Origin of the sequence: Gilliamella sp. Fer1-1 (assembly GCF_001690825.1) — a bacterium.
Taxonomy (GTDB): Bacteria; Pseudomonadota; Gammaproteobacteria; order Enterobacterales; family Orbaceae; genus Gilliamella; species Gilliamella apicola_C.
Genome location: NZ_LZGX01000042.1, coordinates 16,628 through 33,449, shown reverse-complemented (window position 1 = coordinate 33,449; position 16,822 = coordinate 16,628). Strand labels below are relative to the sequence as shown.

Annotated in this window: 15 protein-coding genes; 11 read left to right on the top strand and 4 right to left on the bottom strand. The window is 36.2% G+C overall.

Translation table 11 applies throughout. The annotated features are described in order from the left end of the window. Nucleotides 1-12: 12 nt before the first annotated feature. Complete coding sequence (locus A9G28_RS06120) at nt 13-1,239, bottom strand: MFS transporter (protein ID WP_065580088.1); 1,227 nt, start codon at nt 1,237-1,239, stop codon at nt 13-15. A 130-nt stretch (nt 1,240-1,369) separates the two neighbouring features. Here A9G28_RS06120 and dapB point away from each other — a divergent pair, with 130 nt between their 5' ends. The 5 genes from dapB to tamB all read left to right on the top strand — a co-directional run bounded on the left by dapB (nt 1,370) and on the right by tamB (nt 8,923). Further along, complete coding sequence (dapB, locus tag A9G28_RS06115; protein ID WP_065580087.1) at nt 1,370-2,191, top strand: 4-hydroxy-tetrahydrodipicolinate reductase; 822 nt, start codon at nt 1,370-1,372, stop codon at nt 2,189-2,191. A 7-nt stretch (nt 2,192-2,198) separates the two neighbouring features. After that, nucleotides 2,199-2,696 carry a tRNA adenosine(34) deaminase TadA gene (tadA, locus tag A9G28_RS06110; RefSeq protein ID WP_065580086.1) on the top strand — a complete coding sequence of 166 codons (498 nt, stop codon included), beginning with the start codon at nt 2,199-2,201 and terminating at the stop codon, nt 2,694-2,696. 132 nt (nt 2,697-2,828) lie between these two features. Continuing rightward, complete coding sequence (gene hpt / locus A9G28_RS06105; protein WP_065580085.1) at nt 2,829-3,368, top strand: hypoxanthine phosphoribosyltransferase; 540 nt, start codon at nt 2,829-2,831, stop codon at nt 3,366-3,368. 17 nt (nt 3,369-3,385) lie between these two features. Further along, on the top strand, nt 3,386-5,101 hold the full coding sequence (gene tamA, locus A9G28_RS06100; RefSeq protein ID WP_065580084.1) for an autotransporter assembly complex protein TamA: 1,716 nt from the start codon (nt 3,386-3,388) through the stop codon (nt 5,099-5,101). After that, the gene (tamB, locus tag A9G28_RS06095) at nt 5,102-8,923 is read left to right on the top strand and encodes an autotransporter assembly complex protein TamB (protein WP_065580083.1); all 3,822 of its coding nucleotides are present in this window, start codon (nt 5,102-5,104) and stop codon (nt 8,921-8,923) included. A gap of 51 nt (nt 8,924-8,974) precedes the next feature. Here tamB and mnmD read toward each other — a convergent pair whose 3' ends face one another. Beyond that, complete coding sequence (gene mnmD, locus A9G28_RS06090; RefSeq protein ID WP_065580082.1) at nt 8,975-9,688, bottom strand: tRNA (5-methylaminomethyl-2-thiouridine)(34)-methyltransferase MnmD; 714 nt, start codon at nt 9,686-9,688, stop codon at nt 8,975-8,977. 87 nt (nt 9,689-9,775) lie between these two features. Between mnmD and A9G28_RS06085 the strand changes: the two genes are divergently transcribed. The 6 genes from A9G28_RS06085 (at nt 9,776) to A9G28_RS06060 (ending at nt 14,569) form a co-directional block, all read left to right on the top strand. Further along, entirely contained in the window at nt 9,776-10,507 is a 732-nt protein-coding gene (locus A9G28_RS06085) for a 1-acylglycerol-3-phosphate O-acyltransferase (protein ID WP_065567264.1), read from the top strand. A 3-nt stretch (nt 10,508-10,510) separates the two neighbouring features. Next, on the top strand, nt 10,511-11,281 hold the full coding sequence (locus tag A9G28_RS06080; RefSeq protein ID WP_065580081.1) for a methyltransferase domain-containing protein: 771 nt from the start codon (nt 10,511-10,513) through the stop codon (nt 11,279-11,281). A gap of 110 nt (nt 11,282-11,391) precedes the next feature. After that, nucleotides 11,392-12,318: an ADP-glyceromanno-heptose 6-epimerase gene (gene rfaD / locus A9G28_RS06075; protein ID WP_065580080.1), complete on the top strand. Its 927-nt coding sequence runs from the start codon at nt 11,392-11,394 to the stop codon at nt 12,316-12,318. Nucleotides 12,319-12,333: 15 nt separating this feature from the next. Further along, nucleotides 12,334-13,383, top strand: a complete 1,050-nt coding sequence (gene rfaF / locus A9G28_RS06070) for an ADP-heptose--LPS heptosyltransferase RfaF (protein WP_065580079.1) — start codon at nt 12,334-12,336, stop codon at nt 13,381-13,383. After that, the gene (rfaC, locus tag A9G28_RS06065; protein WP_065580078.1) at nt 13,383-14,345 is read left to right on the top strand and encodes a lipopolysaccharide heptosyltransferase RfaC; all 963 of its coding nucleotides are present in this window, start codon (nt 13,383-13,385) and stop codon (nt 14,343-14,345) included. The genes rfaF and rfaC overlap by 1 nt, the downstream gene beginning before the upstream one ends. Nucleotides 14,346-14,368: 23 nt before the next feature. After that, nucleotides 14,369-14,569 (top strand): YaeP family protein, encoded by a 201-nt coding sequence (locus A9G28_RS06060; protein ID WP_065580077.1) that lies wholly within the window; start codon nt 14,369-14,371, stop codon nt 14,567-14,569. On the opposite strand, the gene A9G28_RS06055 is transcribed toward A9G28_RS06060, so the two are convergent. After that, on the bottom strand, nt 14,562-15,974 hold the full coding sequence (locus A9G28_RS06055; protein WP_081301518.1) for a heavy metal sensor histidine kinase: 1,413 nt from the start codon (nt 15,972-15,974) through the stop codon (nt 14,562-14,564). The two genes, A9G28_RS06060 and A9G28_RS06055, sit on opposite strands and share 8 nt — an antisense overlap. After that, nucleotides 15,952-16,638: a heavy metal response regulator transcription factor gene (locus tag A9G28_RS06050; RefSeq protein ID WP_065567284.1), complete on the bottom strand. Its 687-nt coding sequence runs from the start codon at nt 16,636-16,638 to the stop codon at nt 15,952-15,954. Before A9G28_RS06050 ends, A9G28_RS06055 begins: the two co-directional genes overlap by 23 nt. Between the last annotated feature and the right edge of the window lie 184 nt (nt 16,639-16,822).

The following is a 16,822-nucleotide window of genomic DNA, read 5'->3' as shown; positions in this document are numbered from 1 at the left end:
TGTTTTAAACTATTATTTTGCGTGTTTTGCGACAAGCGGTAATTGTTTAGGAAGGAAATAAGCAGTCACAGCCGCCATCAACAATAAGATGCTAGCCGTACCAAAGGCAACTAAGTGGGTATGTAAATTATCATAAGCCCATCCACCAAGCCATGAGCCAATCATTGCGCCCACTTGATGAAAAAAATAGGTTAATCCAGAAAGTAATCCGACAAGCTTTACTCCATAAATATCAGCGGTAATTATGCCCGATAATGACAATGCACCCGCCCAAACCAGCCCTCCTACTGCTGCTATAGTAAAAAGCTGCCATTTGCTTGATGCTAAAACAAGAGCAATAAAACCTAATCCTCGGATTAAATAGACCATCATTAAAATATTTTTTCGTTGCACTATATCAGAAAGATACCCTAACACTAGAGTGCTAAAAATAGCGACTAAACCAATTAAACCAATAACGTTAGAACTGGTGATTGAATCAAAGCCGTGATCAACGAGCATTGGAACTCCATGTGTTCCTAATAAATTCATACTAAAACCACAGGTAAAAAGCCCAAAGCTTAGCTGCCAAAATGGACGTGTTTTTAATACGTCCATAAGTTTGATGCTATCATCTGTTTTTTGATTGATAACAGGATCTATATTCGGTGTTGCAATTTCAGATTGATTATCTTTCATAATAAAAAAGGCAATAGGCAATGCCATAATCATGAAGATCACCGCAAACGCAACTAGTGTGGTTTGCCAACCATAAATTGGAATGAAGAAAGCAAAAACAGGTAACATCACCGCCATGCCAGCCATACTGCCTGTTGATAGAATAAATAATGCTAACCCTCTTCGTTTGATAAACCAACGCGCCACAATAGGCGTAAAGCTGACAGAACCGACAAAAGAAGTACCAAAAGATAACGCAATACCAAAAGACAAGAAAAAGTTCCAATAATCATGAGAGTTCGCAGACCAAACCGTTGAGGCAATAATAATGATTGATCCTAATATGAGCACAAAGCGAGTGCCATATTTACTCTCTAAATATCCCGCTATTGGCGTGGCGATACCCGAAAAAAGCATACCAATAGCAATAATGCCAGAAAGTACGCTGCGACTAAAACCAAGATCGTTTGCAATAGGAAGAAAAAATACGCCCATGCTCATCCTTAATCCGCTAGAAAGCAACGTTAAAAGCGAGGCTGCAATAACAATATTCCAACCAAAATACCAAGGAGATCGCATCATAATTTTCACCTCTTTTTAAATAAAAAGCGCTCGAAATTTGTAGTATTTCAATTTGACATTATGTATAAGTTGCTTATTTTCCGCTATAATATTTATTTATCTATAGCCATAAAAAGTTAAGGAAAGTTATATGTCAACAAATATGATTCGTATCGCAATTGCGGGTGCCGGCGGAAAAATGGGACGACAGCTCATCCAAGCCGTTGCACAAATCGAAGGCGTGACTTTAGGTGCAGCATTTGAGCGCGAAGGCTCATCGTTGCTTGGTAGTGATGCAGGTGAACTGGCTGGAATCGGTATTTGTGGCATTAAAGTTACTGATAATTTACAACAAGCAAAAGAGCAGTTTGATGTATTGATTGATTTCACCCGCCCAGAAGGCACGCTGACTCACTTAGCATTTTGTGTCGAAAATAAAAAAATGATGATTATTGGCACCACCGGTTTTGATGAGGCAGGTAAACAAGCAATTGCCGATGCAGCAAAAAAAATTGCTATTGTTTTTGCTGCAAACTTTAGTGTTGGCGTTAACCTAGTGCTAAAACTATTAGAAAAAGCAACCAAGATCATGGGTAATTATACTGATATTGAAATCATTGAAGCCCATCACCGCCATAAAGTCGATGCACCATCAGGCACCGCATTAGCCATGGGCGAAGCGATTGCCGATGCACTTAATTGCAATTTAAACGATCGTGCTGTTTATTGTCGTGAAGGTCATACTGGCGAAAGACCACAAGGCGCTATTGGATTTGCTACTATTCGAGCAGGTGATATTGTTGGCGAACATACTGCTATCTTTGCAGACATTGGCGAACGGGTTGAAATTAGCCATAAAGCGTCGAGTAGAATGACCTTTGCCAATGGTGCCGTGCGTGCAGCACTATGGCTTGCCACACAACCCGTTGGTTTATATGACATGCGTGATGTGTTAAATCTCAATAACCTATAGTCGTAAAATGTTAGATGAATATTGGATGCAACATGCATTAATGCTTGCTAAACATGCCGAATCTATAGGCGAAATACCTGTAGGTGCGGTAATTGTTAATGAATATAATCAAATTATGGGCGAAGGCTATAATCAACCCATAAGTAAACATAATCCTACGGCTCATGCTGAAATTATGGCTATCGAGCAAGCAGGAAAACTTTTAACTAACTACCGCCTAATCAATACAACTCTTTATGTCACGCTTGAGCCTTGTATTATGTGTGCTGGTGCCATTATTCATAGTCGTATTAAACGTGTTGTTTATGGTGCAAGTGATTACAAAACTGGCGCCGCAGGTTCTTTTATTGATATTCTTGCTTATCCAAGTATCAATCACTATGCTGAAGTTACTGGCGGAGTGCTAGCTAATGAATGTAGTACTATTTTAAGTGATTTTTTTAAAAAACGGCGTTTACAAAAAAAGAAAGTTAAAGAGAGTGGTCAGACGGTTTTAGGTAACTAAGCATTTCAGTATAAAATATTAAAATTCATTCTTATCTTAGTTTGATAAAAAGTAAGTTTGCTTATTCTTTTTATCAAGGAAAATTGCTAGAATCTAATTAAATTTTTTTGAAAATTAACTTGAGCATTATTAATGAAAAAACACGAATTAAGCATGATGATATCATCAGGTGATATCCAAAAACGAGTAATTGAGTTAGGTCAACAAATCAGTAAAGATTATCAACATAGTCAAAATGAGCTAATCTTAGTTGGACTTTTACGTGGTTCATTTATCTTTATGGCAGATTTAAGCCGAGCCATTACCGTTGGACACGAAGTCGATTTTATGACAGCATCAAGTTATGGTAATGCGGTGGTAAGTAATCGGGACGTCAAAATATTAAAGGATTTAGATGAAGATATCCGTGATAAAGATGTGTTGGTTATCGAAGATATTATTGATACCGGTAATACGCTTAGTAAGGTGATGGCGATTTTAAAATTACGTCATCCTCGTAGCATTGAAATTTGTACGTTATTAGATAAACCGTCACGTCGTGAAGTAGCTGTACCCGTAAAATATATTGGATTTTCCATTCCTGATGAGTTTGTGGTTGGCTATGGTATCGATTATGCACAACATTACCGCCATTTGCCTTATATTGGACATATAAAATTACTTGAATCTTAACAAATATCGAGGTGTATGTGTCACGATTTTCTTGGTCATTAGGCTTGCTTTTAGTGATATGCGCTACATCAAGTTATGCTGATATGAAGTTATCAATTAAGGGATTATCAGATGAACTTGCTGACAATGTCGATGCTCGTATATCATTAATCGCCCCCAATAAAATTGATGATACACCCAATTTTAAGCGTTATTTTGAAAATGAAGTGCAAAAATCGCTTCGTGCATTAGGTTATTATTCGCCGACTTTCGAGTATAACGCACAAAATCCTAAAGTTCTTGTTGTCAATATATCGCCAGGCGAGCCTGTGCTCGTTAAGCAACTCAATGTGAATATTACTGGTGAAGGTCAACACGATCCCGATTTTGAATATTTACAAAAAAACAACTTACCCAAAATCGGTGATATATTAAATCATGGTGTTTATGAATCATTTAAGAAAAACCTGCAAGATTTATCACTAAAAAAAGGTTACTTTGATGCCAATATGCCCAAGCATCAGTTAGCAGTTTTGCTGTCTGAACATCAAGCTTTTTGGAATATTGATTATACAACAGGTAAACGTTATCGATTTGGTAAAGTCACTTTTCATAATGCTAAAATCCGTAAAGATTATTTAGCTAATATTGTGCCATTTAAAGAGGGTGAAGAATATACAGCAGAGCAGTTGTCATTATTAAATAGGCGCCTTACCTCAACAAACTGGTTTAACTCAGTTGTAGTTGTGCCTGACTTTCCTCATTTAACAGAAGGTAAAATACTCCCAATTGATGTCGATACATCGCCTAGAAAGAAAAATAATATGGATCTTGGATTAGGATTTTCAACAGATAACGGTGTGCACGGAAAAATTGGCTGGAACAAACCATGGATCAATAGCCGTGGGCAGAGTTTTCAAAGTAATTTATCGCTATCCTCGCCAGAACAATTGGTTACGATGAGTTATAAAATTCCTTTAAAAAAATCACCGCTTGAACAGTATTACACCATTCAAGGTGGTTATAAAAAGATTGATAATAATGATACCTACTCACAATCTTATACATTTGGCGTTTTACGCAACTGGGATAATTTTTATGGTTGGCAAACCGCTTTAGGTTTTAATGTATTACGTGATGACTTTACCCAAGGCGATGCCAGCTTTAGAACATTTTTATATTATCCATCACTTAGTTTATCTAGAATTCGTTCTGACGGTAATTTATTAACAATGTGGGGAGATTCTCAACGTTATTCACTTGAGGCTGCTGGTGAATCATTAGGCTCTGATATTAATCTGGTGCGCTTTCAAGCACAACACACATGGATTCGCTCGTTACAAAAATCCCATCGATTTATAGCTCGCGGGAATTTCGGCATTATACAAGCTAGCAATTTTGACCGTGTTCCACCGTCATTTAGATTTTTTGCTGGTGGTGAACGTAGTATTCGAGGTTATAGTTATCAATCTATTTCACCCGAAGATAAAAAAGGCAAGTTAAAAGGGGCCTCAAAACTTATCACTGGTTCACTTGAATATCAATATAATTTATCTGGCTCATGGTGGGGAGCCGCATTTGTTGATACAGGAGAAGCTATTGACAAAGTTGATAGAACTAAATTCTATACAGGTACAGGAATCGGCATTCGCTGGGCTTCACCAGTTGGGCCAATAAAAGTCGATTTAGCAACACCACTTAACCCAAAAAGCGGCTCTATTCACCTATATATTGGTTTAGGAAGCGAATTATAAATGAATAAAAACACGGCTAGAATTAAAAAAGTAAAAAAATTAAAAAGGATACGTAAATGGAAAAAACGAAGCGTTGCTATTTTATCAGTTATCGTTTTTCTCACTGTTTTTACTATTCTACTTATCTACACAAGTTTAGGTGTCAAACTAACCACTTATGTTTTAAATAAATTTTTACCCGAGCTAAAAATTGCCCAAGTTGAGGGTACGTTTCATGATCTACATATACAAGGATTTTCCCTTGAATTACCTGGTGTTAATGTTCAAGTCAATGAGGCTTCATTGTCACTTTCTGGGCTTTGCTTATTAAAAACAGAAGTGTGTGTAGATCAATTTAATGCCAATGGGGTAAAAGTTTCCATTAATACCGAACAAATTGACAGTTCGCCAAGTGAATCAAGTGAGCCAGCAAGTGAACCTAATGAAGAAAACCTCTTCAAGCTCAAAACACCATTACCGATAGATCTTAAACATACCCACCTAACGGATGTCAATGTTATTGTTGATGATATGCAATTTGGCATGTCAGACTTTACAGGAAAAGCCACATGGGTGAATCATCAGATTTATGTTTACCCTGCTGTTGCAACAGATCTAAGTGCTATTTTTGCGGATAAAACACTGACAAATCAAACCGTAACAACAACAGACAAAGACATTGCACTTAATGAAAAAATTACCGAGATTTTTAATCAACCGCTAATTGATTCATTGCCCCAAGTTAATATTCCATTAGATATTAATGTCACAAGTTTAACTGGTAATCATTGGTTATTACATATTGGTGGACAAGATTATCGATTTAATAACGTTGCTATTCAAACCGATATTGTCAATAGTCACATTATTGTAAAACAAGTGGAATTTGATGCTAGCACCCCTTATGCCAATGGACATACTTTTGCCTCGGGCGAAATTACATTACACGATAACTGGCCTGTACTAGCATTAATTAAAGCGAATACTGAACAAAACCAATTAAATGCTCAGTTTTCAGGAAAATTGCTTGGCGAACTATTAGCTAATATAAAGATGAGTGGTTTAAATCAAATGGCTATGAGTGGGCACCTTAATTTTATTGAAAAATACTTGCCTATAATGGCTCAACTTGAAGGTAAGCACATCCAATGGCCAATTGAGGGATCAGCACAATACCAGCTAGATGATTTTTCAACATCAATAAAGGGTAATGTAAAACAATATCAACTGTCAGCCAAAGGCAATATAAAGGGACAAGAACTAGCCAATACCAAGTTTGAGATTGTGGGCACAGGAACCAACCAAGACGCAATGATAGAGCGTGCCAACATAAAATTACCGCATGGGGAAATTAATGTAGCGGGAAACATAAGTTGGCTACAAGCATTACAATGGAATACAAGCCTAAAGCTAAATAATGTCGATCTCACTAACGAGCTACCAAGTTATCCTATTCGATTAAATGGTCTATTAAAAACAACTGGTAAGCTTGAAGAGGGTAAATGGATAGTAAATTTATCCGATTTGCAGTTAAAAGGTAATATTAATCATGCTGATTTTTTCGCATCTGGTAGCATGTCTAGTAATTTAGAAAATAAAATCTCTGCTAATAATCTTGTGATTAAATGGGGTAAAAATCAGATAGATTTAAATGGAGCGAACGATAAAGGCAACTTGTTAGCAAAATTGAATCTTGAATCATTACCGCTATTAGTTGATGGTATGCAAGGATCTATTGCTGGAAATATAAAACTCAATGGCACATCTGATAATGCAATCGTAGACACGAATTTAACCATTAATTCACTATCTTTCGATACAATAAAAATAGCTAAAGCCAATGTTACTGGCAAAGTGGAATATAAAAACCAAGCCAGTGGCAACATGAAGTTAACGGCTCAAACAATAGAGCTACCTGGTCAAACAATCAAAAAAGCCAATATTGAACTATCTGGCAGTGAAAACCTTCATACTTTAACGGTTGATATTGATGGTGAACCAGCATCATTAAAAACTTCGTTAATAGGAAAACTGAATAAAGCGCGTACAAAATGGAACGGAACGATTCCTCATGCCCTACTACACTTAGGCAATAATAACAATTGGCAACTCACTAAATCAGTGGACTTATCTTATGATGTAGCCCATCAAGTGCCCAGTATTAATGCCCACTGTTGGAATAATAATCAGTCAAGTATTTGTCTTGATAAACAATTATCATTAACTAATAATACCAATACAAGCATTACCTTAAAAGAGATTAATCTGTCTAAATTGCCCATACCAACCGATGGTGAAACCAAACTTGCAGGTAATGTTAATGGTAAAGTCATCATACAATTTAATCATGATAGTATGCTACCATCAATCAAAGCCAATATAACTAGCTCTGATGTTTATATTCAACAAATGCTTACCTCAAAAGCGCTGCCTCTACCTTTCGATCTTTTTAAAATAGAGGCTGAGTTTAATGAGCAACAAGCCAAACTCGATTGGCATTTTAGTTTAAATAAGCTAGGAAAAATCAATGGTAACCTTATTATCACTGATCCAGTAAAACAAAAAAAATTAAGTGGTCAATTAAATATCAATCAATTAGCTTTGGCAATTATTAATCCGTTATTGGATAGCAAAGATTATGCTAAAGGCGCTATTAATGGTACGGTTAAATTTTCTGGTTCACTAAATGATCCGTTACTAACTGGAAGTATTGGCTTAAAACATAGCGAAATAAAGTCAAGTCAATTACCCATTGATGTTAAATCAGCCAAAGTTGATATCAATTTCAATGGGAAATCATCCACATTAAAAGGTATGTTAACTACGCAAGCAGGCAATGTTAATATTAATGGTAATGCCAACTGGAATACCTTTGACAAATGGCAAGCTTCGTTAACCGTGAATGGAGCTGCTATGGAAGTTTCGGTGCCGCCAATGATTGTTATGACCATTGTTCCAGATATTAAAATCAATGCGACACAAGACGAATTAACATTATTAGGCAAAGTTAACATACCAAAAGGGAAAATAACGGTTGAATCACTTCCGCCATCAAGCATTGATGTATCTCCTGATGAAGTCATGCTTGATACAAATCGAAAAGAAATTAAACCACAAAAATTTGGCATGAACATCTTTAGCCATCTTGAGATCAATATTGGAGATAAAGTCACTGTTGATGCATTTGGGTTAAATGCCTCTCTTAAAGGTAATCTGATTGCGACACAAACCAATAAAGGACTTGATCTGCATGGAGAAGTGTTGATACCAACAGGTCGGTTCCACGCCTATGGGCAAGATTTAATTATTCATAAAGGCATTATCACATTCTCAGGATCGGCAGATCAAGCTAGGCTTGATATTGAAGCTATACGCAATCCTGAATCAATGGATAATAGCAATATCATGGCGGGAATTCGCGTTACTGGATCGTCTCAATCACCTAAAATTGAAATATTCTCAGACCCAGCTATGTCACAACAAGAAGCCCTTTCCTACATAATTCGCGGTCAAGGGCTTGATAGCACAGAGCAAAGCGATAGCGATATGATGACAGCACTGCTAGTTGGTATTGGCACAGCAAAAACAGGTAAATATGTTGGCGATATCGGTAACCTATTTGGTATCAAAAATCTAACACTTGATACACAAGGCGCAGGCAATAGCTCTAAAGTTGTGGTTAGCGGTTATATATTACCTAATTTACAACTCAAATATGGCGTTGGTATATTTGATTCATTAGCTACATTTACTTTACGTTATCGTTTAATGCCGAGCCTCTATTTAGAGGCTACATCAAGCTTAGCGCAAACATTAGATCTAATTTATCAATTTGATTTTTAAGCTGAATAAAATTTGAATAACCATTTTGCCTTGCCAAACTCCTTGGCAAGGCTACTTATCTTTATAACCAATTAACATTTCACGCTTAACCCCATAACCTTTACGTTTAAGCACGTTAAATCCTGCATTAAGCAAATTTCGTCGCACAAATCCAGCCGCAGTAAAAGTGGCAAATGAACCATTTAAGGCAGTTAATGCATAACAATCTTTAAATAAGGATTCTGTCCACATATCTGGATTTTTTGCTGGCGAAAACCCATCAAAAAACCAAGCATCAACTAATACCTTTTGTTTAGTTAAAAATGTCGAAAAATGGCTGATATCAGCATAACAAATCGCTAAACTGACGTTATCAAACTGGCAATAAGAGTTAATTAAACCGTTTTGAAGACGCTTAGCTAACAAAAATAGTGTTTTATTTTTAGAAATCACACTATCATGAACCTTTATTAATTCATCTAACGATAGTGGGTATTTTTCGATACTAAAAAAAGTAAGGTATTTAAGTATATGTTCTGGATTATGACGCCTAAAATGCAAAAAAGATTGCCATAAGATCAAAAAGCTCAATCCAGAGCCAAAGCCTGTTTCGCCAACAACAAAGGTATCTTTGTTATGCTCAACAAAGCGTTGCTGTAAATTATTACCATCTATAAATACATACGTTGTTTCATCAATTGCGCCTTGTGTATTAAAATATACATCATCAAAATAAGTAGAAACAGGTATCTGATTTTCATCCCAAATAATAGTCGATTTATGCATAAACCTCCTTGAATAACTATTTTTAACAAACTGTATATTAACTCAGATTATGTATATAATACGCCAAGTCAACTTATGAGGTAAATTATGGTATTTCTTTTTCGCTTAATTAGCGTTGTAATAATTGGTATTATCATTTGTGTCTTAGGCATCATTTTTTGCCTACTTAACCCAAGAAATCCCAAAAATGTAGCAAGATTTGCTCATTTGTTTGGGTTTGTCTTTAAACCCATAATGGGCATAAAAGTTGATACTCGCATCTATCCGGATATTGATAAATTAGGTAGTTGCGTATATATCGCTAATCATCAAGATAATTACGATGTAATTGTAGCCGCTAATGTACTACAGCCCAAAACGGTTACCGTAGGTAAAAAAAGCTTAGCTTGGATTCCTTTTTTTGGGCAACTTTACTATCTTACAGGCAATATTCTTATTGATCGGGACAATAAATCAAAAGCGCGCAATACAATCGGAAAAGTCGTCAATGAAATTAAGAAACGCGGTATATCTATCTGGATGTTTCCTGAAGGCACTCGTAGCCGTGGTCGAGGACTATTGCCATTTAAAACAGGTGCATTTAAAGCAGCAATTGCTGCTGGTGTACCAATTGTGCCAATTTGTGTATCGCAAACCAATGACATTAAATTAAACCGTTTAAATAATGGCCATATGATTGTTGAAATGCTAGAACCAATTGAAACCAAAAATCTATGCAAAGAAGATGCTAGAGCATTAATGGAACAATGCTACACGAAGATGGCAAACAAAATAGCACAAATAAATGATGAAGCAAAACAGTTGAACAATCAAAAATAACTTATGAATAAACAAGATCGCAATTTTGATGATATCAGCAACAAGTTTGCACAAAACATTTATGGCACAACCAAAGGTAAAATTCGCGAAGCGATAGTTTGGCAAACACTAGAAGAGATCCTAGCAACCTACCCACCTAATAGGCCACTCACCATACTTGATGCGGGCGGAGGGCAAGGTCAAATTGCCTGCCGTCTTGCAAAACTTGGGCATCAAGTCACACTTTGCGATATCTCAGAACAAATGTTAGCACTTGCTAAACAAAAAGCACAGATAGAAAACGTAAAGATAAATTGTCTTTGCTGCCCGATTCAGCAGCTTGATAGCTTAATTAACCAACCTTTTGATTTAGTTATTTGTCATGCTGTATTAGAATGGATCGCTGAACCAATTGCGTTATTAAAAGCATTAAAAAAACATCTTAAACCCGATGGCTACTTATCGTTAATGTTTTATAACTATCATGCCCTTTTATTTAAAACTGTCACATTAGGTAATTTTGGCTATACACAAGCAGGTTTAGCTAAGCGCAAAAAAAAGACGCTTTCGCCCGATTTTCCAAGAGAACCCATTGATGTATATCAATGGCTTAATCAAATCGATTTTACCATCCTACAAAAAACAGGCATTCGTATTTTCCACGACTATCTTGCCAATAAAGCCAAAGCAGAAACTCACTTTGAGCAACTATTAGAACTTGAACAAAAGTACTGCCAAACTGAGCCTTATCTTAATTTGGCCAGATATATTTTAGTTACAGCAAAATTAAGATAATTTTATAAATAGTCTGGCTTTCATTCACGTTTTTTAAAATGATTACTCGAAAATTTTGCCATAAATCGGTATCATAAGCGGATTGATTTTATTGGTTAAGGAAAATAAACATGATCGTGGTAACAGGCGGCGCTGGATTTATTGGTAGTAATATTGTTAAAGGTTTAAACGACCAAGGATATAAAAATATCTTGGTTGTTGATGATTTAACTGATGGCACAAAATTTGCCAATTTGACTGATTTAGATATTGCTGATTATATGGATAAAGATGAATTTATTACAGCCATTATCAGTCATGAAGATCTTGATATTGATGTCATATTTCACCAAGGTGCTTGTTCATCAACCACTGAATGGAATGGCAAGTTTATGATGGAAAATAACTACGACTATTCCAAAGATTTATTGCATTACTGCTTAGACTTCAACATTCCATTTTTGTATGCTTCATCTGCCGCCACTTATGGCGGGCGCAGTGATAACTTTATTGAAGATCGCGCTTATGAAAAACCATTAAATGTCTATGGGTATTCTAAATTCTTGTTTGATCAGTATGTAAGAGGTCTATTACCACAAGCTAACTCGCCAGTTTGCGGATTCCGTTATTTTAATGTCTATGGACCTCGCGAATCACATAAAGGCAGTATGGCCAGTGTCGCATTTCATTTAAATGAACAAATTAATAAAGGCGAAAAACCGAAACTATTTACTGGTAGCGATAATTTTAAACGTGACTTTATTTACGTCAGTGATGTGGTTGAGGTCAATTTATGGTTTTGGAAAAATAAAATCTCGGGGATTTATAACTGTGGAACAGGCCGAGCAGAATCATTCCAAGCTGTTGCCGATGCAGTGCTTCATTATCATAAAAAAGATGAAATTGATTATGTTCCTTTTCCTGAACACCTAAAAGGACGCTATCAAAGCTATACGCAGGCAGACTTAACTAAATTTAGACAGACAAAATGCCCAATCGAGTTTAAAACTGTTGCAGAAGGCACCGCAGAATATATGAAATGGCTCAATGAGCAATAAAAAGGATCTGATTAAATGAAAACACTCATTATCGGCCCTTCATGGGTTGGCGATATGATGATGTCGCAAAGCCTATATCGTACATTAAAACAACTTGATCCCGGTAACGAAATTGATGTGCTAGCACCAGCTTGGTGCTCAGCACTATTAAATAGAATGCCAGAGGTGAATCAAGCAATTACAATGCCATTGGGTCATGGTGAGTTTGCTTTAACAAAACGTCGTGAGATAGGTAAATCACTGCGAAATAATCATTATGATCAGGCCATTGTATTGCCTAATTCATTCAAGTCAGCATTGATACCTTTTTTTGCAAAAATTCCTAAACGCACTGGTTGGAAAGGCGAAATGCGCTATGGAATATTAAACGACTTACGTAAACTTGATAAACAAGCTTTTCCGTTAATGGTTGAACGCTATATTGCGCTTGCTTATCCTAAAGATCAAGTTCATTCAGCTTCCGATTTACCACATCCGCTATTGTGGCCAAAGCTCAATGTCAAGCAGGATGAAATAACTCAAGTTCTATCAACCTTTTCAATAACTCAAGAAGAGCCTTTAATTGGTTTTTGCCCTGGTGCTGAATTTGGACCTGCCAAACGTTGGCCTGATTATCATTACGCTACACTTGCCGATATGCTTGTTAAACAGCATGCCAAAATTATTATTTTTGGTTCAGCAAATGATAAAAATGTAGGTGAACAAATTATGGCAAAAATGACCTATGCAAATAAATGCATTAATTTGGCTGGTCAAACTCAATTAGAACAAGCCGTTAGTTTAATTGCAGCTTGTAAAGCAATTGTGACTAACGATTCTGGATTAATGCATGTGGCAGCTGCGTTAAATAAACCATTGGTGGCTCTTTATGGGCCAAGTAGCCCTGATTTTACTCCGCCGCTATCAGATAAGGCAGAAATTATCCGTTTAATGACTGGATACCATCGTGTTCGTAGAGGTGATACCGAGCAAGGTTATCATCAAAGTTTAATTGATATTAAGCCAGATAGTGTTTTTGAAACATTAATGAATCTTATTATGCGTTGTCAAAAGAGTAATGAATAATGCGTGCATTAATTGTTAAAACATCTTCAATGGGTGATGTACTACATACATTACCAGCTTTGACCGATGCAGCCAATAGCTTATCTAACATCACATTTGATTGGGTAGTTGAAGAAAATTTTACTCAAATACCTAGCTGGCATTTTGCCGTCGATAGAGTAATTCCTGTTGCGATAAGACGTTGGCGAAAAAATTGGTTTGCTAAAAATGTTCGTCAAGAACGCCATAAATTTATCCAAACACTTAGCCAGCAAGAATATGATTGTATAATTGATGCACAAGGGTTAATTAAGAGTGCTTTTTTAATCACACGCAAAGCACGTGGTATTAAACATGGTTTAGATCGAAAAAGCATAAAAGAACCTATTGCAAGTTGGTTTTATGATGTAAAACACAGCATACCGAAACAAATGCATGCTGTTGAGCGCATTAGATTGTTGTTTGCACAAAGTCTACAATACAAACAGCCTGACTCAATTGGCGATTATGCAATTGCTCAACATTTTTTATCTTCATTACCAAATGATAATCAGCAATACTTGATTTTTTTACACGCAACAACGCGAGATGAAAAGCATTGGAGTGAAGAAGCCTGGCGAAATTTGATCAAACTGGTTGAACCAACAGGCTTAAAAATAAAATTACCTTGGGGAGCGCCACATGAGCAAGCGCGAGCAATCCGGCTAGCTCAAGGATTTAAACACGTCGAAGTACTCCCCAAACTATCACTTTCCGACATAGCAACCATTATTGCTGGGGCAAAAGCAGTGGTTTCAGTAGACACCGGATTAAGCCATCTAACCGCAGCACTAGATCGCCCAAATATCACTTTATTTGGTGAAACTGATCCAAAGTTGATTGGTGGTTATGGAAAAAACCAATTTAGCATTATCTCAAACGAAAAAATGATGCAAACTATTCAAGCCGAGCAAGTTTACCAACAATTGGCTAATTTTTTATAACGGCACCTCAAGGAGCGAATTTAATGAAAAAATATAGCGATCTTATTTATGAAAAATACGCACAAATTGGCAGTAATGATCTCGGTTATATTGAAGATGCCTTAGGTGCTGTCATGCAAGTGTTAAATGAAGTTGTGCTTAACGACCTTGTACCACAAGAACTAAAAGATAAAGCTGCTTATGCAGCAGCTAATTTATTGATTAGTGACTTTGATGTTAAATAGCAGTTGGTAAATTGATAATAAAGCGTGTCGATTGCTCGTCAGATTCGGCAGAAATCGTACCTTTATGCGTTTCAATAATAGATTTAACTATCGCAAGCCCTATTCCAGTGCCCGCGCTATCATTTCCGTTACGATGGCGTGATTTCTCAACGCGATAAAATCGGTCAAAAAGATGTGGCAAATGCTTACTGTCAATTTTTTTACCTGGGTTAGAAATAACAATTTGCACACGTTTTTCATTCACTTGCTTTAATGTTATGGTTATTACCTGATTTTCTGGAGTATAACGAATAGCATTAGATAAAATATTACTGATTGCTCGTCCTAACATCATTTTATCACCTTGAACATGAGAACAACTACCATCAAGGTTGAAAGTGATATTTTTCTCGTCAGTCAGTGGCTCAAAATACTCACACATTAATGTGATCATATTATGTAAATCAATATCAATTAAATTAGGCACCAATTGGCGATTATCTGCTTGAGCCAAAAACAGCATATCGGAAATCATCTGTGACATTTTTTCATATTCTTCCAAATTAGAGTATAAAATCTCACGATATTCATCTGTCGTTCTAGCATTATTGAGCACAATTTGCGTTTGAGTAGTTAGATTAGTAATTGGAGTTCGCATTTCATGGGCAATATCTGCTGTAAAATTGCGTTGCCGATGAAACACATCCTCCATACGATTAAGCATATCATTAAATGCTTTGACCAAACTCACGTATTTAATTGGCACTAAAGAAGTAGGTATGCGGTAATTCAAACTTTTAAGGTTAATTTTTTCAATCTTTTTAATCAATCGATTAATCGGTTTTTGGGTAAAATAGATACTAATAAAAGAACCAATTAATACCAAAATACAAGCAATACCAATAAGTAAACCTAAACCGTCACGTAAACGTCGAATGAATTCAATCTGTAGATCACGGCCAATAGCAACGATTGTGGTATAGTGCTTGCCATTTTCAATGGCAACATATGAGGCCGCAACTCGATATGATGATTTGTCTTGATTCCAAATATCTGTCCCGTGATTTTCAACAATGTTATCAAAATCAATTTGAGTTTTAGCAAAAGCCAGATTGGGCCCACGGGTTCGGTAAACTATTTTTCCCTGCTCATCAATAATATAAACAAATAACCGATGGTGCCCTGTCAAAATTAATAACAAATTTTGAATAAACTCATCACGGTTCTCGTCGGGAGAATAATAAACAAGCTCACGCTCAATAGAGTCAATAACCGAATTAAGTTCGGACACATTTTGCTGAATTGAAAGTTTTTCAAAAGAACGTTCAATTAGAAAGCTGAAGCAATAAAGTAAACCACACGTTATTAAACAAACAATAAGAGGCAAACGCAATGAGATTAACTTATTCGGGTTCATCCAAGACATCTAACTTATACCCCATTCCGCGGACTGTATGAATTAATTTAGGCTCAAAATCGGCATCAATTTTATTACGTAAGCGTCGAATTGCGACATCAATGACATTGGTATCACTATCAAAGTTCATATCCCAAACTTGAGAGGCGATTAGGGAACGTGGTAATACTTCACCTGGGTAACGTAAAAAATACTCTAATAATAAAAACTCTTTATTGGTTAAATCAATGCGCTTATCACCACGTGTTACCGTGCGCTTAGGAAGATCCATGACTAGGTCAGCAATACTCAATTGAGAATTATTAACCTGTGGGACATTACGTCTAAGCAAGGATTTAACCCGAGCCAGTAATTCAGCAAACGAAAAAGGTTTGACCAAATAATCATCTGCACCTAAGTTAAGACCTTTTACTTTATCCTCAACACTGCCCATAGCAGTGAGCAACATAATTTGGGTATCTTTGCCAGCCTCACGCAGTGACTGAACAATTTTCCAGCCCACAATGTCAGGTAACATGACATCTAAAATAATTAAATCGTAATCTTCTGTCATCGCTCTATGATAACCATCAAGACCATTGTTTGTTAGATCAACAACAAATCCAGATTCAACTAAACCTTGACGAAGATACTCACCTGTTTTTTGCTCATCTTCAACTACTAACAATTTCATATCTGAATACTTCCTTTGTTGTTTGCCTGGTTGTCGAAATTGCATAATACTGCTATAGAATAAATGATAAACATTAAATCAATCATGATATATTAATGACCATTTTGTAATGTTTATGTCACCAATCAGTTGGTTTGTCTTTGCTATAGTAGCTACACAATGATTCATGAGGCTAGACATTATT

Coding starts and splice junctions, on each gene's coding strand:
- A9G28_RS06050 (WP_065567284.1), bottom strand. CDS start 16,638: ATGAAATTGTTAGTAGTTGAAGATGAGCAAAAAACAGGTGAGTATCTT.
- mnmD (WP_065580082.1), bottom strand. CDS start 9,688: ATGCATAAATCGACTATTATTTGGGATGAAAATCAGATACCTGTTTCT.
- tamB (WP_065580083.1), top strand. CDS start 5,102: ATGAATAAAAACACGGCTAGAATTAAAAAAGTAAAAAAATTAAAAAGG.
- A9G28_RS06060 (WP_065580077.1), top strand. CDS start 14,369: ATGAAAAAATATAGCGATCTTATTTATGAAAAATACGCACAAATTGGC.
- hpt (WP_065580085.1), top strand. CDS start 2,829: ATGAAAAAACACGAATTAAGCATGATGATATCATCAGGTGATATCCAA.
- rfaD (WP_065580080.1), top strand. CDS start 11,392: ATGATCGTGGTAACAGGCGGCGCTGGATTTATTGGTAGTAATATTGTT.
- A9G28_RS06085 (WP_065567264.1), top strand. CDS start 9,776: ATGGTATTTCTTTTTCGCTTAATTAGCGTTGTAATAATTGGTATTATC.
- dapB (WP_065580087.1), top strand. CDS start 1,370: ATGTCAACAAATATGATTCGTATCGCAATTGCGGGTGCCGGCGGAAAA.
- rfaC (WP_065580078.1), top strand. CDS start 13,383: ATGCGTGCATTAATTGTTAAAACATCTTCAATGGGTGATGTACTACAT.
- tadA (WP_065580086.1), top strand. CDS start 2,199: ATGTTAGATGAATATTGGATGCAACATGCATTAATGCTTGCTAAACAT.
- rfaF (WP_065580079.1), top strand. CDS start 12,334: ATGAAAACACTCATTATCGGCCCTTCATGGGTTGGCGATATGATGATG.
- A9G28_RS06055 (WP_081301518.1), bottom strand. CDS start 15,974: ATGTCTTGGATGAACCCGAATAAGTTAATCTCATTGCGTTTGCCTCTT.
- A9G28_RS06080 (WP_065580081.1), top strand. CDS start 10,511: ATGAATAAACAAGATCGCAATTTTGATGATATCAGCAACAAGTTTGCA.
- A9G28_RS06120 (WP_065580088.1), bottom strand. CDS start 1,239: ATGATGCGATCTCCTTGGTATTTTGGTTGGAATATTGTTATTGCAGCC.